Source organism: Salsuginibacillus kocurii DSM 18087 (assembly GCF_000377705.1).
Classification (GTDB): Bacteria; Bacillota; Bacilli; order Bacillales; family Marinococcaceae; genus Salsuginibacillus; species Salsuginibacillus kocurii.
On sequence record NZ_KB898623.1, the window covers coordinates 631,537 to 652,202 of the forward strand.

General features: G+C 44.3%; 21 protein-coding genes. 2 read left to right on the forward strand and 19 right to left on the reverse strand.

The genetic code is table 11. The annotated features are described in order from the left end of the window. Nucleotides 1-151: 151 nt before the first annotated feature. The 8 genes from eno to D469_RS0103155 form a co-directional block, all read right to left on the reverse strand. The gene (gene eno, locus D469_RS0103120; RefSeq protein ID WP_018921908.1) at nt 152-1,435 is read right to left on the reverse strand and encodes a phosphopyruvate hydratase; all 1,284 of its coding nucleotides are present in this window, start codon (nt 1,433-1,435) and stop codon (nt 152-154) included. Between the two features lie 55 nt (nt 1,436-1,490). Next, nucleotides 1,491-3,023, reverse strand: coding sequence for a 2,3-bisphosphoglycerate-independent phosphoglycerate mutase (gpmI, locus tag D469_RS0103125; RefSeq protein WP_018921909.1), 1,533 nt, complete (start codon nt 3,021-3,023; stop codon nt 1,491-1,493). Further along, nucleotides 3,020-3,775 (reverse strand): triose-phosphate isomerase, encoded by a 756-nt coding sequence (tpiA, locus tag D469_RS0103130; RefSeq protein WP_018921910.1) that lies wholly within the window; start codon nt 3,773-3,775, stop codon nt 3,020-3,022. The genes gpmI and tpiA overlap by 4 nt, the downstream gene beginning before the upstream one ends. 51 nt (nt 3,776-3,826) lie before the next feature. Next, a complete protein-coding gene (locus D469_RS0103135; RefSeq protein ID WP_018921911.1) occupies nt 3,827-5,011 on the reverse strand; it encodes a phosphoglycerate kinase in 1,185 nt (394 codons plus the stop codon). 387 nt (nt 5,012-5,398) lie between these two features. Then, a complete protein-coding gene (gene gap, locus D469_RS0103140) occupies nt 5,399-6,403 on the reverse strand; it encodes a type I glyceraldehyde-3-phosphate dehydrogenase (protein ID WP_018921912.1) in 1,005 nt (334 codons plus the stop codon). Between the two features lie 64 nt (nt 6,404-6,467). Next, the gene (locus tag D469_RS0103145) at nt 6,468-7,508 is read right to left on the reverse strand and encodes a sugar-binding transcriptional regulator (RefSeq protein WP_026286076.1); all 1,041 of its coding nucleotides are present in this window, start codon (nt 7,506-7,508) and stop codon (nt 6,468-6,470) included. A gap of 543 nt (nt 7,509-8,051) precedes the next feature. Next, nucleotides 8,052-9,413 (reverse strand): RNA polymerase factor sigma-54, encoded by a 1,362-nt coding sequence (gene rpoN / locus D469_RS0103150; protein WP_018921914.1) that lies wholly within the window; start codon nt 9,411-9,413, stop codon nt 8,052-8,054. A gap of 88 nt (nt 9,414-9,501) precedes the next feature. Further along, a complete protein-coding gene (locus D469_RS0103155) occupies nt 9,502-9,780 on the reverse strand; it encodes an amphi-Trp domain-containing protein (protein WP_018921915.1) in 279 nt (92 codons plus the stop codon). A 583-nt stretch (nt 9,781-10,363) separates the two neighbouring features. On the opposite strand from D469_RS0103155, the gene clpP reads away from it, so the two are divergent. Then, nucleotides 10,364-10,960 (forward strand): ATP-dependent Clp endopeptidase proteolytic subunit ClpP, encoded by a 597-nt coding sequence (gene clpP, locus D469_RS0103160; protein WP_018921916.1) that lies wholly within the window; start codon nt 10,364-10,366, stop codon nt 10,958-10,960. A gap of 85 nt (nt 10,961-11,045) precedes the next feature. Here clpP and D469_RS0103170 read toward each other — a convergent pair whose 3' ends face one another. Genes D469_RS0103170 through D469_RS0103190 form a run of 5 tightly spaced genes read right to left on the reverse strand, consistent with a single transcriptional unit; the run spans nt 11,046 to nt 14,675 of the window. Then, nucleotides 11,046-11,303: an HPr family phosphocarrier protein gene (locus D469_RS0103170; protein ID WP_018921917.1), complete on the reverse strand. Its 258-nt coding sequence runs from the start codon at nt 11,301-11,303 to the stop codon at nt 11,046-11,048. Between the two features lie 33 nt (nt 11,304-11,336). Continuing rightward, nucleotides 11,337-12,299 (reverse strand): DNA-binding protein WhiA, encoded by a 963-nt coding sequence (gene whiA, locus D469_RS0103175; RefSeq protein ID WP_018921918.1) that lies wholly within the window; start codon nt 12,297-12,299, stop codon nt 11,337-11,339. Between the two features lie 36 nt (nt 12,300-12,335). After that, complete coding sequence (locus D469_RS0103180) at nt 12,336-13,280, reverse strand: gluconeogenesis factor YvcK family protein (protein ID WP_018921919.1); 945 nt, start codon at nt 13,278-13,280, stop codon at nt 12,336-12,338. 1 nt (nt 13,281) lies between these two features. Then, nucleotides 13,282-14,160: an RNase adapter RapZ gene (gene rapZ, locus D469_RS0103185; RefSeq protein ID WP_018921920.1), complete on the reverse strand. Its 879-nt coding sequence runs from the start codon at nt 14,158-14,160 to the stop codon at nt 13,282-13,284. Nucleotides 14,161-14,192: 32 nt separating this feature from the next. After that, nucleotides 14,193-14,675, reverse strand: coding sequence for an NUDIX hydrolase (locus tag D469_RS0103190; protein ID WP_018921921.1), 483 nt, complete (start codon nt 14,673-14,675; stop codon nt 14,193-14,195). A gap of 273 nt (nt 14,676-14,948) precedes the next feature. On the opposite strand from D469_RS0103190, the gene D469_RS21935 reads away from it, so the two are divergent. After that, the gene (locus D469_RS21935; protein WP_156816882.1) at nt 14,949-15,098 is read left to right on the forward strand and encodes a hypothetical protein; all 150 of its coding nucleotides are present in this window, start codon (nt 14,949-14,951) and stop codon (nt 15,096-15,098) included. Nucleotides 15,099-15,273: 175 nt separating this feature from the next. Here the strand turns inward: D469_RS21935 and trxB are convergent, their stop codons facing one another. The 6 genes from trxB to hisH form a co-directional block, all read right to left on the reverse strand. Next, complete coding sequence (gene trxB, locus D469_RS0103195; protein ID WP_018921922.1) at nt 15,274-16,224, reverse strand: thioredoxin-disulfide reductase; 951 nt, start codon at nt 16,222-16,224, stop codon at nt 15,274-15,276. A 106-nt stretch (nt 16,225-16,330) separates the two neighbouring features. Further along, nucleotides 16,331-17,392, reverse strand: coding sequence for a tetratricopeptide repeat protein (locus tag D469_RS0103200; RefSeq protein WP_018921923.1), 1,062 nt, complete (start codon nt 17,390-17,392; stop codon nt 16,331-16,333). A gap of 519 nt (nt 17,393-17,911) precedes the next feature. Then, nucleotides 17,912-18,538, reverse strand: coding sequence for a bifunctional phosphoribosyl-AMP cyclohydrolase/phosphoribosyl-ATP diphosphatase HisIE (gene hisIE, locus D469_RS0103205; protein ID WP_018921924.1), 627 nt, complete (start codon nt 18,536-18,538; stop codon nt 17,912-17,914). After that, complete coding sequence (hisF, locus tag D469_RS0103210; protein WP_018921925.1) at nt 18,535-19,293, reverse strand: imidazole glycerol phosphate synthase subunit HisF; 759 nt, start codon at nt 19,291-19,293, stop codon at nt 18,535-18,537. Before hisF ends, hisIE begins: the two co-directional genes overlap by 4 nt. Then, a complete protein-coding gene (gene hisA, locus D469_RS0103215; RefSeq protein WP_018921926.1) occupies nt 19,293-20,027 on the reverse strand; it encodes a 1-(5-phosphoribosyl)-5-[(5-phosphoribosylamino)methylideneamino]imidazole-4-carboxamide isomerase in 735 nt (244 codons plus the stop codon). Before hisA ends, hisF begins: the two co-directional genes overlap by 1 nt. Then, nucleotides 20,020-20,664 carry an imidazole glycerol phosphate synthase subunit HisH gene (gene hisH / locus D469_RS0103220; RefSeq protein ID WP_018921927.1) on the reverse strand — a complete coding sequence of 215 codons (645 nt, stop codon included), beginning with the start codon at nt 20,662-20,664 and terminating at the stop codon, nt 20,020-20,022. Before hisH ends, hisA begins: the two co-directional genes overlap by 8 nt. Nucleotides 20,665-20,666: the final 2 nt, after the last annotated feature.

Below are 20,666 nucleotides of genomic sequence, written 5' to 3' on the forward strand. Positions count from 1 at the left end.
ACCAGCTGCTGAAGGCAATAAAGAAAACTTGGCAAAGCCATGCCTACGTTGCACGTATACCGTTCCCTTCAACTATTTATACATTCTTGCGGTGAAAAATAACGGCAGCCCCCACTATGAGAGGTGCTGCCGCTCAATAAGATATTTCTCTTTATTTGCTTAAGTTATAAAAGGCATTTTTCCCTTCAAATACATCAACGCCCTGTAATTCATCATAAATACGCAAGAGTTGATTGTACTTAGCCACACGGTCTGTTCTTGAAGGAGCTCCAGTTTTAATCTGGCCAGTGTTTGCAGCCACGGCGATATCAGCAATGGTTGCATCTTCTGTTTCGCCGGAACGGTGGGAAATAACTGCTGTATAGCCTGCACGCTTAGCCATTTCGATCGCGTCAAATGTTTCTGTCAAAGTACCAATCTGGTTCACTTTGATTAAGATGGAATTTCCAATCCCTTCGGAAATTCCGCGAGAAAGTTTATCCGTATTAGTAACGAACAAATCGTCTCCTACCAATTGTACTTTATCACCGATCGCTTCAGTAAGCTTCTTCCAGCCTTCCCAGTCGTTTTCATCAAGCCCGTCTTCAATCGAAACAATTGGGTACTTTTCTACTAAGTCTTGATAGAAAGCGATCATTTCATCTACAGTCTTAACAACGCCTTCGCCTTTCAAGTTATATTTGCCATCTTCATAAAACTCCGATGCAGCTGCGTCCATGGCAAGTACAACTTCTTCGTCCGGCTTGTAGCCTGCTTTTTCAATTGCTTCAATAATAGTAGAGAGTGCTTCTTCGTTTGAACCGAGATTTGGTGCAAAGCCGCCTTCGTCCCCTACTGCTGTGTTATGGCCTTTGTCTTTCAATACCTTTTTCAAGTTATGGAAAATCTCAGTTCCCATTCGCATTGCTTCTGGGAAGCTTTGCGCGCCTACTGGCATAATCATAAATTCTTGAATGTCCACACTGTTATCGGCATGCTCGCCGCCATTCAAGATGTTCATCATCGGTACTGGAAGCGTCTTAGCATTAAAGCCACCCAAATACTGGAACAAGTTTGTATCTTGTTCTTGAGCAGCTGCATATGCGCAAGCCATAGAAACTCCAAGAATAGCGTTAGCACCGAGATTTGCTTTATTATCGGTGCCGTCCAAGTCAATTAACACGTGGTCGATGATTGTTTGTTCGGTGATATCCAAACCAACTAGTTCAGGCGCAATCGTTTCATTTACGTTGTCTACTGCTTTTAGTACACCTTTGCCCATGAAACGCTCGCCACCATCACGTAGTTCAACCGCTTCATGTTCACCAGTTGAAGCGCCGCTTGGAACAAGTGCTCGTCCAATGAAGCCTTCTTCTGTCATTACTTCCACTTCTACTGTCGGGTTACCGCGGGAATCAAGAACTTCGCGTGCGTACACATCTGAAATCATACTCATTAATATCTCTCCTTATTTTGCAATGAATTTATTGTCGCCTTGGAAACGTCCAAGCTTATTTTAACAAAGAATCGCCTGTCATATCTTCAGGTTTTTCTATCTCAAGCAAATCCAGCACAGTTGGGGCTAAATCGGCCAAAATACCCCCGTCACGAAGCTTGCCGCCTTCTTTTGTCACAATGACGGGAACAGGATTTGTAGTGTGCGCTGTCATCGGCTTATCTTCTGTGGTGATGACTTCATCAGCATTCCCGTGATCAGCTGTGATCACAGCTGCGCCGCCTTTAGCTTCAATGGCTCCCACAATTTTCCCTAGACACTCATCAACCACTTCTACAGCTTTTTTTGTAGGATCAAGCAAGCCAGAGTGACCGACCATATCAGGGTTGGCAAAGTTTAATACAATGCAATCGTGCTTATCAGCTGCCAATTCAGTCAGCAGGGCATCAGTTACTTCATAAGCACTCATTTCTGGCTTCAAATCATAAGTCGCTACCTTAGGGGAGTCGATAAGAATGCGAGATTCGCCAGGGTATTCTTCCTCCTGTCCTCCATTGAAAAAGAAGGTTACATGCGGATATTTTTCCGTTTCTGCTATTCTAAGCTGTTTAGCGCCTGCTTTTGATAATGTTTCACCCATCGTATTTTTCATATCCATCGGCGGATAAGCCACTTCACATGGAATGGCATCACTGTAAGCTGTCATCGATACGTACAGAAGATTGTCCGGATACTCACTCCCAAGCTCAAACTCGTCAAATGAAGAGTCCGTAAATACTTTCGAAAGTTGAATCGCACGATCGGGACGGAAATTAAAGAAAACCACAGCATCATTATCTTTGACAGTTGCAATTGGCTCGTCTTTATCATCTGTTATAACCGCCGGCAGCAGAAACTCATCATTGATTTCGTTTTTATAGGAAGCTTCAACGGCTTCAACTGGATCACGAAATGTTTCTCCTTCTCCTTTTACAAGCGCATTATATGACTTTTCTACACGTTCCCAGCGATTATCACGGTCCATAGCGTAATAACGACCATGGATGGTGGCCATTTCCCCCACGCCTTTTTCTTCCATAACCTCTTGTAATTGCTGAAGATACGTATTCGCCGTGGTCGGCCCCACATCGCGTCCATCTAAAAAGCCGTGCACATATACCCGGTTCACTTTTTTACGACGTGCTAGTTCTAATAAAGCAATAAGGTGATTAATATGGCTGTGTACCCCGCCATCAGAAAGCAGTCCGTAAATGTGGAGAGCACTGTCATTTTTATCAACATGGTCGATCGCCTTTAAGAAGGCAGGATTATCATAAAACGTACCTTCTTCGATTCCTTTGTTGATTAATGTAAGGTTTTGATAAACGGTCCGGCCCGCTCCAATATTTAAGTGACCGACTTCAGAATTGCCCATCTGCCCTTTTGGAAGACCGACAGCTTCGCCGCATGCTTCTAGCTGGCTATGGGGATATTGATTCCAGTACCGATCAAAATTTGGCGTATGAGCTTGTTCGACTGCGTTCCCTTTCTCCTCATCACGAAGAGCATACCCATCCAAAATGATCAATGCTACCGGTTTTTTACTCATGATGAAGCCTCCGCTAATTTAATGAAATCATCTGGCTTTAAGCTTGCTCCTCCTACCAGTGCTCCATCAATATTTTCTTTCGCCATATAGCCGTCAATATTTTCAGGCTTTACACTGCCGCCATATTGAATTCGCATCGCTTCAGCTACGTCAGTTGAAAAGAGGCTGCTAAGTACGCTGCGAATCTGACCGCATGTTTCATCTGCATCTTCTGCAGTTGAAGACTTTCCAGTGCCTATTGCCCAAATCGGTTCATAGGCAATGACAACTTGCTTAGCCTGTTCGTGACTCAACTCTTTAAGTCCCTCTTCTACTTGTCGCTTAACCACAAGTTCCGTCTCTCCGTTTTCACGTTCAGCATCTGATTCTCCGACACAAACGATTGGTGTTATGCCATGAGAAAGCGCAGCATGAACTTTTTCATTAACTGTTTGGTCTGTCTCATTGAACATTTCCCGACGCTCAGAGTGACCGATGATGGCAAGTTGAATGCCTAAGTCAGCAAGAACTAACGGACTGATTTCGCCAGTAAAAGCGCCGCTGTCTTCAAAATGCATATTTTGAGCTCCCACTTGAAGGTCTGAGGAACCTGCTGCATCTTTCATGTCTTTAAGAAATAGCGCAGGAGCACACACTGCTGTTTCAACTTGGTCGTGCGATGGAAGCTGGCCGCTTACTTCTTTTACAAATGCCAGAGCTTCCTCATGAGTTTTGTTCATCTTCCAGTTACCTGCAATAAATGGTTTACGCATCTTGCTTCACCTCTTTGGTTAAATTTCAGCCGGACCGTTACGAAATAACGTTTATTTATCGCTTAATACGACAACTCCAGGTAATTCTTTACCTTCCATAAATTCAAGCGAAGCACCGCCGCCGGTGGAAATATGGCTCATTTTGTCAGCCAGGCCAAACTTCTCCGCTGCTGCGGCTGAATCTCCGCCGCCAATGACAGAATATGTGGTCGAGCTTTCTGCAAGGGCAGTTGCCACGCCTTTTGTACCTTGGGCGAAGGTGTCCAGTTCAAATACGCCCATTGGTCCATTCCAGATGACGAGCTTTGAGTCTTGAATCAATTTGGTATAAGTCTTAACTGTTTCCGTTCCAATGTCCAAAGCTTCCCAATCAGCTGGAATTTCTTCAATTGGAACAATTTTTGTGTTAACATCCTCGCCAAAATCATCCGCCACGACTACGTCCTGCGGCATATGGAAAGAAACACCTTTTTCTTCAGCCTTTTGCATATACTCGCGCGCAAGTTCGATTTTATCTTCTTCTAGCAAGGACTTCCCGATTTCATAGCCTTTTGCTTTCACAAATGTATAAGCAAGACCGCCGCCAATAATTAAATGATCGACCTTGTCCAATAAGTGATCGATGACGCCGATTTTATCTTTTACTTTTGCCCCGCCAATAATAGCTGTAAATGGGCGTTCCGGATCTTCTAGCGCTTGGCCTAATACTTCAAGCTCTTTTTCCAAAAGAAGGCCGGCAGCTGAAGGCAAGTGGTGGGCAATCCCTTCGGTTGAAGCATGAGCACGGTGAGCAGCTCCAAACGCATCATTTACATAAATATCTGCCAACTCGGCAAACTGTTTAGCCAATTCCGGATCATTCTTTTCTTCGCCCGCCTCAAAGCGAACATTTTCAAGCAGAAGAACTTCCCCTTCAATCATGCTGTTAACAGCTTGAGTGACTTCCTCTCCTACCACACTGTCTACTTTCTTTACATCTTTATTTAATAAAGCGCCTAAGCGGACAGCAACTGGTCCTAAACGTAATTCAGGGTGTGCTTCCCCTTTAGGGCGCCCCAAATGGCTGGCTAATATTACTTTAGCTCCAGCTTTCACCAAGTAATCAATCGTAGGAAGGGCAGCTCGGATTCGTGTATCATCGTTGACCTTCCCTTCGGACATCGGCACATTAAAATCAACCCGGCAAAAGACAGTTTTTCCGGACAGTTCAAGATCTTTCACACTCTTTTTATTCATGAAAGTTCCTCCTTATTAACAGACAATATAGCTCATTCGGTTATTGGCGAGCTATGCTCCCCTACCATGATTCCCGTTTCAAGCAGAACTCTATCCTCTGATTACTCATGTTTAACCTGAAAGTATCTGAAAGTAAGTATAATAAATAAGTGAAATGCAGGAGCGGCCGCTGCTCGTTAGACCATGTTAGCTTCTGTTGCCCAGGCCAGCTCGCTCATTTCTTAATTAATGATATCTCTTAAAGAAAACTTGGCAAAGCCATGCCTACGGCGTAGGCTGCTCCTTCGTTTCCTTCAACGATTTATACATTCTTACGGTGTAAAAAAGGGAGAAAGAAAAGCTCACCTTTCTTCCCCCTTGTTTATTTTTGTAGCTTATATGGTTTTATTAGCCCTGTTTCGCCATGTATGCGACAAGGTCAATAACACGGCTGGAGTAACCGTACTCGTTATCATACCAAGAAATAGCTTTTACCATGTTGCCTTCCATAACCATGGTAGAAGCAGCATCCACGGAAGAAGAATGAGCATCACCGTTGTAATCGGAAGAAACAAGCTCTTCGTCCGTGTAACCAAGAACGCCGCTCAATTCACCTTCAGCTGCTTCTTTAAGTGCTGCGTTTACTTCTTCAACAGTCACTTCTTTTTCAAGCTCAGCAGTGAGGTCTACAAGAGAAACGTTTGGCGTTGGTACACGCATTGCGCTTCCGTTTAATTTGCCTTCAAGCTCAGGAAGAACAAGAGCAACGGCTTTAGCAGCACCAGTTGATGTTGGAATAATGTTTTCTGCCGCTGCACGCGCACGACGATAATCTTTGTGCGGCAGGTCAAGGATTTGCTGGTCGTTCGTGTAAGAATGCACAGTAGTCATAAGACCGCGCTTCAAGCCGAACGCATCATGCAGTGCTTTTGCAAGTGGTGCCAAGCAGTTCGTTGTACAAGAAGCGTTAGAAACGACATCATGCTCGGAAGCGTTGTAGTCTTCATGGTTAACACCCATTACAAACGTACCGTCTACGCCATTACCAGGTGCAGAGATAACAACTTTCTTCGCTCCGCCTTCGATGTGTTTTGCAGCATCTTCTCGCTTAGTGAAACGGCCAGTTGATTCAACAACGTATTCTACGCCGAGGTCAGCCCAGCCAATTTGGGCAGGATCTTTTTCTGCGGTAACTTTAATTGTCTTGCCGCCGACAATTAAATCTTCGCCGTCCACTTTCACTTCTTGGTCAATACCGCCGTGAACGGAATCATACTTCAAAAGGTGCGCAAGCATGTCTGCGTCTGTCAAATCGTTTACTGCTACAACTTCTACATCGTCATTAAGAAGAGAAGCACGAAATACTAGTCGACCAATTCGTCCAAAACCATTAATTCCTACTTTTGTTGCCATGTGTAACTCCTCCTTAGTTAGTTAAAGCTTTTCTTCCTCTGCTATTGAGGTGTAAGCCTAAGCGCTATTTGATGCCTCCAGAACGACCTTGTTCTATAACTGCGCGGGCCGCTCCTTCATCAGTGATCAATATATCGCTTGGACGATAACTCATGTATGCAGCGATAGCTTCTGCTTTTGATGAACCTCCTGCAACTGTCACTACCATTTGTTGGTTGGTAAGGTCATCCAGCTGCAACCCAATCGTTTCTTCTTTGTGTACGATTGAACCTTCGCGGTTAAAATAATAACCAAAAGCTTCTGCTACTGCTTCTTCTTTCTTTAAATAATTCATTGTTTCCGCTTTTGTCCCTCTACGGCCAGCCATGGTTTCAGCTTCTCCAACGCCGTGGATGACCATGCGCGGATGGCGGATTAAATCGAGTAGTTCTTTTATACCCGGCTCATGCTGCAGTGAATCTCTTGCTTCAGTACTTAGCTGGTCCGGCACATGAAGCAGCCTGTAGTTGGCCCGGGCTCTTCTTGCCATCTCTGAACTGACTGTATTTGACTGCAGGTCGACATTTTCTCCTAGGCCTCCACGGGCCGGTACAAATGTTACATCTCTTAACCGTTCTTCCAGCTGCATCATTTCAGCCACAGAAGCTAAAGTAGTACCCCCGGCAAGCGCAACGACGTCACCCGGAAAAAGGCGCTCCACCATTTCCTGAATACAAGCTCGCCCCAGCTCTCGTTTGACCCATTCTTCGTTATCACTATTACCAGCTACTACAATGACTAGTCGAACACGAAGCACTCTGCTCACTTCGTTTTCTAAACTTGCCAAGCCCGAAGCGGACTTTACGACTTCTTCTAGTGCCTCTAACACACGTTCTCCTTCTTCACTTAGCGTCATTCCAGCGGCGTGAACGTGTACAAGGTCTTGCTTTTTCATAAAAGTCACTTCATTACGAAGAACGCGTTCTGAAAGCTCAAGGCTCTGAGCCAGGGTACGCCTCCCTACAGGCTGCATGACACGGACATATTGTAAAATGCGATAACGCTGGCCCATTACCTCTAACATGTCGGGAACAAGCTTTTTTTGCCATTCAATGGTCTTTCTCATCAGATCACCCATTATCGGGATCATCATTGTCCCGGATAGACTTTTTGCGTCCCGCTTAATTCACAAAAGCTCAATTTAACTTTATCTAAAATATAGCAAATCTCTTCAAAAATCACAAGCAAAAAAGAAGAGCTTACTTCAACACCTTGCTCATATCCTTTTCAAAAGCAAAGCAGCTTTATACAGCGATAAAGCAACCTTGGCAAAGGGGCTGTCTCAAAAGCCTTTATAAAGCATTAAAAAATGGAGCGGGCGTGTAGTCTCCCCCTCCGCTTGAACAGTGACATGCTCTCGGGCGCAGTCTCGTCCTTCCTTTGCGCAGGGACGAGAAGAGAGTGCGGCGTAGCGCGTTTCCCCCTCCTGTATTTGCGATATGGAACGGCGCAAACGGGATCACCAAGATTTTATATGATTACTAGAAAAAGATGCTGCCCTTTGGACAGCACCCTTAGTTGCACGTATACCGTCTCCTTCAACTATTTATACATTCTTACGGTGTTAAAAAGCTCCCACTTCCCTTATAGGGAAATGAGAGCTTCTTGGTCAGTCAAAACGTTTTCGTTTCGACGAGGAAGGAATGCTTAAAGCATCGCGGTATTTAGCAATCGCCCGCCTTGAAACATTGATCTGTTGATCTTCTTTAAGCTTTTGCACTATTTTTTGGTCTGATAAAGGCTTTCGTTTATCTTCCGCTTCGACATAGGATTCAATCCAAGACTTAATCACCGCTGATGATGTTTGTTCACCATTTTGATTATGTTCCACGGAGGAAGAAAAAAAGTCCTTTAACTCAAACAGACCTCGCGGCGTCTGTACATACTTATGAGTCGTCGCCCGGGAAACAGTTGATTCATGAACCTCCGCTTTTTCAGCAATGTCTTTTAACGTCAGCGGCTTTAGATAAGCCGCTCCTTTTTCAAAGAATTCAACCTGACAAGCTACAATCTCCTCTGTCACCCGCTGCAATGTTTGTTGGCGCTGGTCAATGCTTTTTAAAAGCCAGGTTAGCTGTTTGTATTTCTTAGCTGCATAGTCAAATGCATCGCTGTCACTTGCTTGCTGAAGCAGCTTACGGTAATGGCGGTTCATGCGAATACGAGGCAAGGAGCTGTCGTTTAAATATACGGACCATTCCCCTTCAATGTATTCTACATGGACATCAGGTACGAGATGGCCGGGGGAATCAACGCCGTAATTGCACACAGGACGAGGCTCGAGCGTTTGAATAAAATCATGCGCCTGCTGTATGCGTTCAAGCGATACTTCCTGCGCTTTAGCTATCTGCTTCCACTTTCTTGACGCTAAATCTTCAAGGTGATGTTGAATCAACGTCTCTGCTAACGGATCAGCATCTTGTCTGCGGGCAAGCTGAAGAAGAAGACATTCCTGCACAGTTCGCGCTCCTATCCCGGCAGGTTCTAAACACTGAATAAATCGAACCGCTTCTTCTATTTCCGCAGCGCTTGCATTTAATTCATCTGCCGCTTCCTCTCCATCAATCTTAAGATAACCATCGTCGCCTACATGCCTGGCAATATACATATAGAGAACTCTTTTATCATCCGAGACATTCTGTTCTCGAATTTGTTGGACAAGCTCTTCGACAATACTTTTGGACTGGTTGCTTATCGTTTCAAAAATCGATCGCTCTTCCTGCTCTTCTTGTTCCTGTGTCTGAACTTCTTCGTCATTCCAAATGACTGGAGAGCTAAATGCCATTTCCGGGTCAACAGTAGGCTCTTGCTTTTCAATCTCCATTAAGGGATTTTCCAATGACATCTCATCAATATAGTCTTGGAGCTCCGTCGTAGAATATTGTAAAAGAGAAATCGCTTGTCTTAACTCCTGAGTCATGACTAACTTCAAAGTTTGTTTTTGCAAGAGGTTCATTTCCATATTCATCATACGATCACCTCCCCCTTCATAGATGGTCTGGACTATTATTAAACTATTTTGATTTTTGAAAAATATAAGTTGAAAAGAGGTCGACTCTCTATTTAATTTTAGGCTTGGTTGGTGGTTCTTCTGCCTCCATCCATTTCAATTCGAATTCCAGTGCATGTTTTTTTCCTTTTTGAACGTACTCAATATCTAGCTCTACCATCTCTGCGGGGGAAATGCTCACCTCTTCTGTTCCTTGAACAAAAGTACAAGAACCATCTGTCCGCAACTTAGCAGCTAACTGTTCAAAAAGCTCAGCCGCATCATGCAACTGCCGCCTTTCCTCATAGTCGATGTGCACAGTTTGTTCGAGACGATCTTGCCCAAACATGCAAAACCTCCTTTATGAAAATGGAGAGCTTCTTATAAAATAAAGCGTTTTCTATATTATATCTTACTTTCCCAATGAGCACTAGACTATGATTCAAAACGTTTGAGGGAAGAACAAAAAGGATATGATAACTGTGGAAAGAAAAGCGGAAAGCAGCGTTCAGGGGCTTCAAGCATAAGACGGGCGGCGCCAAAGTCGCTCTTTGACTTTGAAGGCCAATGGCTTATGACCTCGAGCCCTGATTTGTACTTACTTAAACAAAAGTACCTGATAGTAATGGTAACCGACATCTTTTCCGTTATTTGCGGGCAACCCTTGTATTTTTGCTCGTTTCAGGCAAAATAGCGGAACTCATGGCCGTAAACTTAATGAGCTGGCCACTGAAAGGAAGAGCGAGCCCATGACAACATAAAGCAGGAGAAAGCGAAGAAGACAACGAAAGATAGTGCAAAGGAAGAAATGATTTGACCATCATTGACCTTTTAAGTTATGATAAAATCAGTTAACGTTGTAGAACGTTTTCGGCTGTGCCAACATCGTATGCCAGCCTTAAGCTGATGAATGATCAAAGGAGGAAAAACATATGCAACTTATCCCAACAGTTATTGAACAAACGAACCGCGGAGAACGAGCGTATGACATTTATTCGCGCTTGTTAAAAGACCGTATTATTATGCTCGGTTCAGGAATTGATGACAACGTGGCAAACACGGTTGTCGCTCAGCTTCTTTTCTTAGCAGCAGAAGACCCAGATAAAGATATTTCTCTTTACATTAACAGCCCAGGCGGCTCAATTACAGCGGGTATGGCAATCTATGATACCATGCAGCACATTTCGCCAAAAGTTTCGACCATTTGCGTCGGCATGGCTGCCTCCATGGGAGCTTTCCTTTTAACTGCAGGCGAACCTGGCAAGCGTTTTGCTCTTCCTAATAGTGAAGTGATGATTCACCAGCCGTTGGGTGGAACTCAAGGCCAAGCTTCTGATATTGAAATTCATGCAAAACGCATTATTGAAATGCGGGAAAAACTTAACACCATTCTATCAGAGCGTACCGGCCAGCCACTTGAAACGATCCAGCGTGACACAGACCGTGATCATTTCATGTCTGCGGAAGAATCAAAGAACTACGGCCTGATCGACGAAGTTCTTTATAAAACAAACGAAAGTTCCTCCTAAAAATAATAAAACAAGCCGCCTTCGCTGATTTTCAGCATTGCGGCTTGTTTTATTTGTGCTAACGAAAAATGGCCTCGAGGCACATCTACTCTTCTTGTTCGATAAAAGAAGCGAGTGTTTCTACAGCGTCCTCAGCATCATTTCCATCTGCCTGAATTGTAATCTCCGTGCCGGTGCGGATAGCGAGACTCATGATTCCCATAATACTTTTGGCATTGGCTTTTTTCTCTTCACGAATAATATGAATGGTTGACTGGTACCGGTTCGCTTCTTGCACAAATAAAGCAGCCGGGCGAGCTTGCAAACCAGTTTTTAATTGTACAGTAGCTGTTTTTTCTGCCACTTCGTTCATCCTCCTCCGATCATTCCAATATGCTTATGGTATATCGATCTCTGTCCATTCACCATTTCTAATTTTTTCGGCTAATTGATCAATTTTACGCAGACGGTGATTCACCCCAGACTTACTAACCTTACCGCTTGGCACCATTTCACCAAGCTCTTTTAAAGTAATATCTTGATGCTGGACTCGTAGTTCTGCAATTTCTCTGACTTTGTCCGGCACCTGTTCTAAGCCAAGGTGCTCACGCACAAGCTCGATATTTTCTACTTGGCGCATTGCAGCTCCTACGGTTTTATTAAGATTAGCCGTCTCACAATTAACCAACCGGTTCACGGAATTCCGCATATCTTTTTTGATTCTGACATCTTCAAAATAAAGCAAAGCTTGATGAGCACCGACAATATTCAAAAACTCACTAATCTGTTCACTTTCCTTAATGTAAATAATAAAGCCTTTTTTTCGTTCTAGTGTTTTCGGCTGCAATGAAAAGGCATTCATTAAATCAGCAAGTGAACGATTATGTTCTTCATATAACGAAAAAACCTCAAGGTGATAAGACGAAGTTTCTGGGTGATTGATAGACCCTCCTGCTAAAAACGCTCCTCTTAAGTATGCACGTTTGCAGCAATCATCTTCTATAATTCCTCCATCAATGGCTCGAGTAAACGTAAACCCTTCCTGCATAATACCCAAGTTCGCCAAAAGTCGTTCGCCTTCCTGCGAAATTCGCACTAAATATACATTATTTTTTTTAAGGCGCATTTTTTTACGCACGATCAATTCTACCGAAATCTCCTCATAGCAGCGCTTCATTAATGTATAAAACCTCCGGGCAATCGCTGCATTTTCTGTGGATACGTCCAGCGAAAACGCGCCCGAACTAAATGATAAGCTGCCGTTCATTCTCATTAGAGCTGCTAATTCTGCACGTGCACAACACGAGTCTACTTCAAGTTGTGTTAATTCTTTTTTTGTCATAGCCGCAAAGGATGACATGGCCCTTCACCACCTTTTTATAAAAAGCTGCCGCGTTTACATTTGCGCTAGCAGCGAATGCGCTACCTTTTTGGCATCATGACGTAGTGTTCCTTCAAAATGTTGAACAAAAACATCCTGAATCAAATGGATACCAGCTTGTTCCAAGCGCTCCCGGTCACAATCTACGGGTTCTGACCCTTCTGATTGATATCTCGCTAAAGTCGCAGCTGGAATATTACTTGAATCTACCAATACTTTTTGAATCAAGCCTTCTCCGACATGGTCATGAATGCCTTTTACATGATCATAAACTGAATAACCATCTGTTTCACCAGCCTGGGTCATCACATTTGATATATAGATTGTCGGAGCTGAAGAAGCACGAATAGCATCTGTAATACCTGGGACCAGAAGATTCGGCAAAATACTTGTATACAAGCTTCCCGGCCCTATTACAATTAAATCTGCTTCCTGCACCGCTTCAATACTTTCAGCGAGAGGTTCTACATAATTGGGTTGCAATCTCACACGATGAATACGTTTGTTGGCTTTTGGGATCTGAGATTCACCCTTAACAATTGATCCATCCTCCATCACCGCTTGAAGATGAATACTTTGATTGGATGCCGGCAGCACTCGTCCTCGGACATTGAGCACCGCCGAAATCTCACTAATCCCTCTGGCAAAATCCCCTGTAATGGAGGTCATCCCTGCCAATAATAAATTCCCGAGCGAATGACCGTTCAAGCCGGTGCCATTTTCAAACCGATGCTGAAACAGTTCTTCAATCATCGGTTCCACTTCTGCCAAAGCTACTAATACGTTACGTACATCACCAGGCGGAGGAATCGCCAATTCTTCTCTTAACCTGCCGGAGCTGCCTCCATCGTCTGCCACGGTTACAATTGCTGATATGTCAATAGGGAGCGTTTTCATGCCACGAAGCAACACGGATAGGCCTGTGCCGCCGCCTATTGCTACAACTTTCGCCTGTTCCACGTTATAAACCCTTCCCATTCGGAATATCGCGATGTGTCGTTTGCACGCGGTATTCGTCTTCAAATGTAGTAGCTAATGTTTCTGCAAGGGTTATCGAACGATGCTTGCCGCCTGTACAGCCAATGGCGATGACAACCTGGCTTTTTCCTTCTTCTTTAAAACGAGGAATCATGAACTTTAATAAATCCGTGACTTTTTCTAAAAATTCCTTTGTTTCTCCCCATTTTAACACATACGTAGAGACATCTTCGCTTAACCCCGTCTTTGGTTGCAACGTGTCAATGTAATGTGGATTTGGCAAAAAACGCACGTCAAAAACAAGATCAGCATCAATCGGAATGCCGTGCTTAAAGCCAAATGACATCATATTTACGGTAAACACTTCCTGGTCAGGAGTAGCGAAGTGCTTTGTAATTTCTTCACGAAGCTGGCGCGGGGACATATTGGTCGTATCAATCCGGTGCCGCGCCCGTCCTTTCATCTCTTCTAGCATTTCTCTCTCTTGTAAAATACCATCAAGCGGAAGACCTTCAGGTGCAAGCGGATGAGACCTTCTTGTTTCTTTATAACGCTGCACTAGTTTCTTATCAGCAGCATCTAAAAACAAAATATGAGCAGTCAAGTTATCTCGTTCAGACAAAGAGCCAACCGAAGCAAATAATTGATCAAAAAACTCCCGCCCACGCAAATCCATAACGAGCGCTATTCGTCTCGTTGAATTCCTGGTCGCTTCCATCAAGTCCAAAAATTTTGGCAGCAACGCAGGGGGCAAATTATCGACACAAAAGTACCCTAAATCTTCAAAGCTCTGCATGGCGACAGTTTTTCCTGCTCCCGACATCCCAGTAATGATGACAACATGAATTTCCTTATCTGGCATGGCACTCTTCCCCCTCTTCAAGTCCGGCTAAGCTATGAACGAACCTCTCCATTAAAACCGTCATTCTCCAGCCGGTAATTTAATAGCTCATATTCTTCTGTATATTCAAACGTACCGTACAACACACCCTCATGATGCAAAATGTGTTCAAAAATAAAACGATCTCCCTTTGCCATAGGAAGCTGGTTCGTCTCATCTATTGTTTTCCAAGCGAGGTCTCCTTCAGGAGAAGTTGTTAAGAGCTCTCCTTCATGAGATGAAGCTTCAAATGTAAACATCATCCATTCCGAAATGACCTCTTCTTCCCGTTTTACCAATACGGTAAAAATCCCGCGGATACGAACCTGCTTAACCTTTAGTCCGGTTTCTTCTCGAAATTCTCTAATCGCCGCTTCCCGAACTGACTCCCCAGATTCCATCTTCCCGCCTGGGGCTACCCACCAGCCGCGGCTTGGCTTCTGCAGCACGAGTACATGGTCGCCCTCGACAAGTAGACAATTTGTTATTCTCTGCATTTCGATCACCTCATTACCTATACCATCTTAAGTATACAAGGTTCATTCTTCTCTCACAACGATGAGGTATTTTTTGGTATTTATAATAGCTAACTTAGTAAAAAGAAACGTTATTCACTGCTTTAGACGTTGAGCTGAGGCTATTCCGCTTGACTGCTTTCGCCACCATATTGTTTTTGGGAAAAAACGCATGACAGCTACCTCAACAGGAAAACGGTATGAACCACTGAAAAACTGCTAATGTTTTGAGAATCGGTTTTTGATGATCCGAGCGTGAGCTTTCGGGACGCCGCTTCAAGTGTCGGCGCTGGCAAAGAAGACACATCGACCTCAAACGAAGTGAAAATGAAGCCGATGTCAACCATTCGTGCATGTGGTGAAAGCATCAGCCTGCAACGAATTCAAAGAGTACCACTCTATTAGAAAATACTTTTCCCTTTCTATACAAAAAAAGAGCGCAGGAAAATCCTGCGCTGCTCAAAAAATATATGAAAAGGGGGTCAATTGATCTAACTTTAGTTTAACGTGTACACATTTCGCTCGCGTTACAATGGCGTTAAAACCGATTAACGTTTCAGCCCCTGTTTCTTTACATTCTTTACGCTTTGGATTCAACCTTTTCTTTCAATTCTTCCACATACTGCTGAGCCGTTTGCGCAGCAATGCTTCCATCCCCTGTCGCCGTTACAATTTGGCGCAGTGTTTTTTCACGAATATCACCAGCTGCATAAATCCCTGGAATATTCGTTTCCATATCCGAATTTGTTTCGATATATCCTTCTTCATTGGTAATCCCAAGATCTTTAACGGCATTATTTAACGGGAGCATGCCGATATAAACGAAGACACCTTCTGTTTCAAAGTCATACTCTTCTTCCGTTTTAACATTCTTAAGGGAAACGCTGCCGACCTTGCCGTCTTTTTCATTGATTTTATCAACGACAGTATCCCAGATAAAATCAATTTTATCGTTCACAAAAGCCCGTTGCTGTAAAATCTTTTGCGCGCGCAATTCATCACGGCGGTGGATCACAGTAACTTTTGAGGCAAAACGCGTCAAATATACAGCTTCTTCTACGGCAGAATCTCCTCCGCCAACTACTACGATTTCTTTATCGCGGAAAAAAGCACCGTCACAAACTGCACAATAGGAAACGCCGCGGCCACCGAGTTCTTTCTCCCCCGTAACACCAAGGGCCTTATATTCTGCACCCGTCGTTACAATGACCGCTCGGGCTTTATATTCTTTATCACCTGCAGTGACGAGTTTATAATCACCTTTATCTTCGATGGATTTCACATCGCCAAAACCGTACTCTGCGCCAAACCGCTGCGCATGCTCAAACATTTTTGTAGACAAGTCAGGTCCGAGAATGTGGTCAAAACCCGGATAGTTTTCTACATCTTCTGTATTAGCCATCTGGCCTCCTGGCATACCACGTTCAAGCATGAGAGTACTCATCTCAGCCCGTGACGTATAAACGGCCGCAGTCATTCCAGCTGGACCAGCTCCTGCTATAATAATGTCGTACATGTTTTCTTCTGTCATCGCTTTTATTCACTCCTCATTCAAGCGTCCTTCTTATCAAGTAGGGATAACTTATATATCTATAATTATCATAATCAAACCCGGGTGCCAACGTCCATTAACTTGCTCACAGATTCCCATATTTATTGTGGGTTAAATCACATCGGACGTCACCCGAAGATAAGAGTCCTTCATTTTCTTTTTCAACTAACAATTCAGCAGCGGAATGCCCCATATCTTTTGCCTGCTCAAATCGATTTCGGGCTAATCTATACTCACCTACATGAAACGCACATACCCCTGCCCGAAAGAATATTTCAGCATCCACTTCATGCTGCTGCTTTACTAAATACACATACCAGTGGTGCGCTCTCTCATAAGAGCCTAAAGCGCATAATACATCGGCAAGTTTGCGAGCATGGCCACGATCTATCGGAACTACGCTTTTGAGACTTTCAAGCAGTTCATCTCTTGCTTCAAAGCGGCCCAATTCATCCAGATAAAGAGCCAGTTGGCACATTGCAGGAAGATACGATTCTTCGGCCAAGAGCTCCTTTAAAAAAACGATGGCTTCATCTGTCCGATTTTGGGCATGCAATAGTTCAGCTCGTTTCGTATAGGCTGACCAAAAGTTTGGATAATCAACCATAATTCCATCAAGCAAATGAGCAGCTTTTTCAAAATACTCATCATTCATATATCGACAAGCCCGCTCATAATTAATGATTAACTCATCATCAGAAGAATTTATATCCTCTGTCTCTTCTTCCTCTTGCTCATCTTGGACAGCTTCTAATAAGTTTTGTGCTTCTTCTTGAAATTCACCGTTTGGTTGATGGGCAAGGTAAGTGGATACCGATTCAGCCGCTTTATCAAACAAACCTAAATGAGCATAATTATTGGCTAAGAAAAAATAGCATTCATACATGCGCTCATTAATATGGTCCAGCACATAATGAAGAATTTCGTTTGAACGTTCATGCTCTCCCGTATCAGATAAAACGGCTGCCAGCTGACAGCGAAAAACCCCTTCTCGGGGCTTTAATTCAATCGCGCGTTGTAAATATTTTACAGCACGACGGAAATCACCATGCTGGTAGGCGCGAACTCCTCTTCGGAAAAAGTGTTCGCCACTCTGGACAAAAGGAAGCACGCGGCCTGAACCCTTTTGATTTGTATTAGATGTCATGAATCCTTTAAACCTCCATAAGGAGCAATATTATTTCATAAAAAAATATTCTCTACTACTAACTCGACATCGATTAGAATCGGCACGAAAAGCCTAGCGTCGATGCCATTATACAGCAAATGGTTTATTAACGGCCATGTGCACCGCTATTTTTATCAAAATTCCTAATTTCAGTGGCTAACAGACAGGTGTTCCGCTAATTCACTCGAAACAGGCAAAAACCTCATTAAAATCAACAAATAACAGAATAAACGTCCGCTACAACGCCCACTGCTGTTTTTCATATGAATAACGGAGCAGATGTCCGTCCATTAAAATAGAAAGGGAGCATTTTGATTTTTCTGCAGGCGTTAGCGACATGCACTCGCTTCTGGTCCGAACTGTTGCGTAGGCGACAGCCTCCTCGCCTGTTAAAAAGCGTACAGCGCTGCTGAGCAAACTCGCTCCGCTTTTCGTCTCATTATATCATTTTAAAGGTCGGATTCCCAAAGGAAAATCCGACCGGTCGTTGGCGTGTCACTAGCTGTGGCGTTCACGCAATACATTTAAAATGTCATCTAGGTTTACACCCTGTTCTCTTAGGAGAACGAGCCAGTGGTAGAGGAAATCGGCACTTTCCCACTGCACTTCTTCTGGGTCGCGGTTTTTGGCGCCGATGATAATTTCACTTGCTTCTTCACCGACTTTTTTCAAGATCTTATCGACGCCTTCTTCAAATAAATAGGTCGTATAAGCTCCTTCCGGCCGTTCCGCTTCTCTTTTGGCAATCGTTTTTTCAAGGTGATTTATAATATCGTAGCGGTGTTGAACGGGCTCTACTGTTTCTTCATTTTCCAAAGAAGTAGAGAAACATGTGTAAGTACCTGTATGGCAAGCTGGACCTTTTGGCTGAACAAGTACAAGTAAAGCGTCCTGGTCACAGTCATAGCGGATGTCTTCTATGGTTTGTGTATTTCCTGAGGTCCCGCCTTTATGCCAAAGCTCCTCGCGTGAGCGGCTGTAAAACCATGTTTCTTTTGTATCCAGCGTCTTTTTCAGAGACTCTTCGTTCATATAAGCAAGCGTCAATACTTCCTTGCTCGCTGCATCTTGTACAATAGCCGGGATGAGGCCGTTTTTATCAAATGTCAGTTCTTCAATGTTCATCGAACGTTAACTCCTTTCTCTGCTAAGTGGCGCTTCACTTCTTTGACAGATGTTTCTTTGTAATGAAATATCGAAGCCGCAAGCGCCGCATCAGCAGAGGCTTCATGAAAAACAGCCGGAAAATGCTCTTTCGCCCCGGCACCACCTGAAGCAATGACCGGCACGGACACTACTTCGTTCACGGCTTTAGTCAAGGCTAAATCAAAGCCTGTTTTAGCACCGTCCTGGTCCATGCTTGTTAAAAGAATTTCACCAGCTCCGCGCTTTACGACTTCTTTTGCCCACTCTCTCACTTCAAGGTCCGTTGGCGTGCGGCCGCCGTGTGTATAAACCCGCCACGAACCGAGTTCTTCATCATATTTAGCATCAATGGCTACTACGATGCACTGGGTGCCAAAATAATTGGCTCCGTCGGTAATTAGTTCAGGGTTTTTAACAGCAGCAGTGTTCAGGGACACTTTATCAGCTCCAGCGCGCAAAATGCTGCGCATGTCTGAAACAGCATTGATGCCGCCTCCGACTGTAAACGGAATCGCGAGCGTCCCAGCTACTTCTTCTACGACTTCAATCATTGTTTTGCGTCCTTCGTGAGAAGCGGAGATATCTAAAAAAATAAGCTCATCTGCGCCTTGCTCATCATAAAAGGTGGATAGCTCGACGGGGTCGCCTGCATCACGGAGCTCGACAAACTGTACGCCTTTAACCACTCGGCCTTCTTTCACATCGAGGCAGGGAATGATTCGTTTCGTTAACATCAGCCATCCACCTCCTGTATTGCTTCTTCCACATTGATCTGATCGGTATAGATTGCTTTTCCAACAATCGCTCCACCAATCCCTTCTGAGGCCCGATCCCGCAAGACATGGAGGTCCTCCATAGTGCTGACGCCGCCAGAGGCGATCACTTCTTTTCCTGTCGCTTTAGCAAGCGCTGCAATCGCTTCTACGTTAGGACCGCTTAACATTCCGTCTTTAGCAATGTCTGTAAAAATAAATACTTTTGCTCCATACGAAGCCATTTCCTGACCGAGTGCTTCGGCTGTTACTTCCGAGGTTTCCAACCAGCCGTTTACAGCTACGTAGCCATCTCTAGCGTCCAGTCCAATCGCAATTTGTGAGCCGTACTTCGCAAGCATGTCTTTTGCGAATTCAGGGTTTTGCAATGCAACACTGCCGAGAATGACCCGGTCTACCCCACGCTCTAAATAATAGGTAATATCTGCTTCTGTACGGATCCCGCCGCCGATCTGAATCGAAGCGTCAAGTTCCTGTGCCGCGCGGACTACATCTTCATGATTGACGCGCTTCTTTGCTTTTGCTCCGTCCAAATCAACCATGTGAATCCAGCGCGCTCCTTTTTCCGCAAAGGCTTTTGCCATTTCAAAAGGAGAATCGCCATAGACGGTCTCTTTATCATAATCCCCCTGCAACAAGCGCACGCACTTGCCGCCACGCATATCAATTGCAGGATAAACGGTAAATTCAGCCACGAGCAGTCACCTCTCTTTTTACGAGTGCAGCAAAATTATGCAGCATATCCATCCCTAAGAAACTGCTTTTCTCGGGGTGAAACTGCGTACCCATTGTATTTCCTTTACCGACAACTGCTGGGACCTCACCGTCATATTCAGCAGTCGCAATTAATACCTCTTCAGCTGAAGTAGTTACTAAAAAGGAATGAACAAAATAGACGTGCCCTGGTTCTGTATGTTGGAGCAAGGTATGTTCCGGCTGCTTAAAGGTCAACTTATTCCAGCCCATGTGTGGGACTTTGTACGCTTCTCCTTCTGCTGTTACGCCGGAAAAACGTCGCACTTTTCCCGGCAAAAGGTTCAGCCCTTCCGTTGGACCGTTTTCTTCACTTTCTTCAAACAGCAACTGCATCCCTAGACAAATACCAAGGAGCGGTTTGTCAGCGAGCGCCCAGTCGCGGATAAAGCCATCCAGCTTTTCTTCTTTTAAGATTTTCATTCCATCATAAAACGAACCTACACCAGGCAAAATCAAGCCATCTGCTTTTTCAAGCTCAGCCGGATCACCGGACAAAAAATAATCTAACTCCAGCCGTTCAAGCGCTTTGCTGACGCTGTGCAAGTTGCCCATGCCGTAATCGATAATACCGATCATTG

Bases quoted from the DNA above. Each gene is read 5' to 3' on its own strand.
- D469_RS0103200 (WP_018921923.1), bottom strand. From the start codon at position 17,392: ATGACATCTAATACAAATCAAAAGGGTTCAGGCCGCGTGCTTCCTTTT.
- hisF (WP_018921925.1), bottom strand. From the start codon at position 19,293: ATGTTAACGAAACGAATCATTCCCTGCCTCGATGTGAAAGAAGGCCGA.
- D469_RS0103155 (WP_018921915.1), bottom strand. From the start codon at position 9,780: ATGTTTGGGCAAGATCGTCTCGAACAAACTGTGCACATCGACTATGAG.
- eno (WP_018921908.1), bottom strand. From the start codon at position 1,435: ATGAGTATGATTTCAGATGTGTACGCACGCGAAGTTCTTGATTCCCGC.
- whiA (WP_018921918.1), bottom strand. From the start codon at position 12,299: ATGTCATCCTTTGCGGCTATGACAAAAAAAGAATTAACACAACTTGAA.
- D469_RS0103145 (WP_026286076.1), bottom strand. From the start codon at position 7,508: ATGAGAAAGACCATTGAATGGCAAAAAAAGCTTGTTCCCGACATGTTA.
- gap (WP_018921912.1), bottom strand. From the start codon at position 6,403: ATGGCAACAAAAGTAGGAATTAATGGTTTTGGACGAATTGGTCGACTA.
- trxB (WP_018921922.1), bottom strand. From the start codon at position 16,224: ATGACAGAAGAAAACATGTACGACATTATTATAGCAGGAGCTGGTCCA.
- hisH (WP_018921927.1), bottom strand. From the start codon at position 20,664: ATGATCGGTATTATCGATTACGGCATGGGCAACTTGCACAGCGTCAGC.
- rpoN (WP_018921914.1), bottom strand. From the start codon at position 9,413: ATGATGAATATGGAAATGAACCTCTTGCAAAAACAAACTTTGAAGTTA.
- rapZ (WP_018921920.1), bottom strand. From the start codon at position 14,160: ATGCCAGATAAGGAAATTCATGTTGTCATCATTACTGGGATGTCGGGA.
- clpP (WP_018921916.1), top strand. From the start codon at position 10,364: ATGCAACTTATCCCAACAGTTATTGAACAAACGAACCGCGGAGAACGA.
- hisIE (WP_018921924.1), bottom strand. From the start codon at position 18,538: ATGAACATTGAAGAACTGACATTTGATAAAAACGGCCTCATCCCGGCT.
- D469_RS0103190 (WP_018921921.1), bottom strand. From the start codon at position 14,675: ATGCAGAGAATAACAAATTGTCTACTTGTCGAGGGCGACCATGTACTC.
- D469_RS0103135 (WP_018921911.1), bottom strand. From the start codon at position 5,011: ATGAATAAAAAGAGTGTGAAAGATCTTGAACTGTCCGGAAAAACTGTC.
- gpmI (WP_018921909.1), bottom strand. From the start codon at position 3,023: ATGAGTAAAAAACCGGTAGCATTGATCATTTTGGATGGGTATGCTCTT.
- tpiA (WP_018921910.1), bottom strand. From the start codon at position 3,775: ATGCGTAAACCATTTATTGCAGGTAACTGGAAGATGAACAAAACTCAT.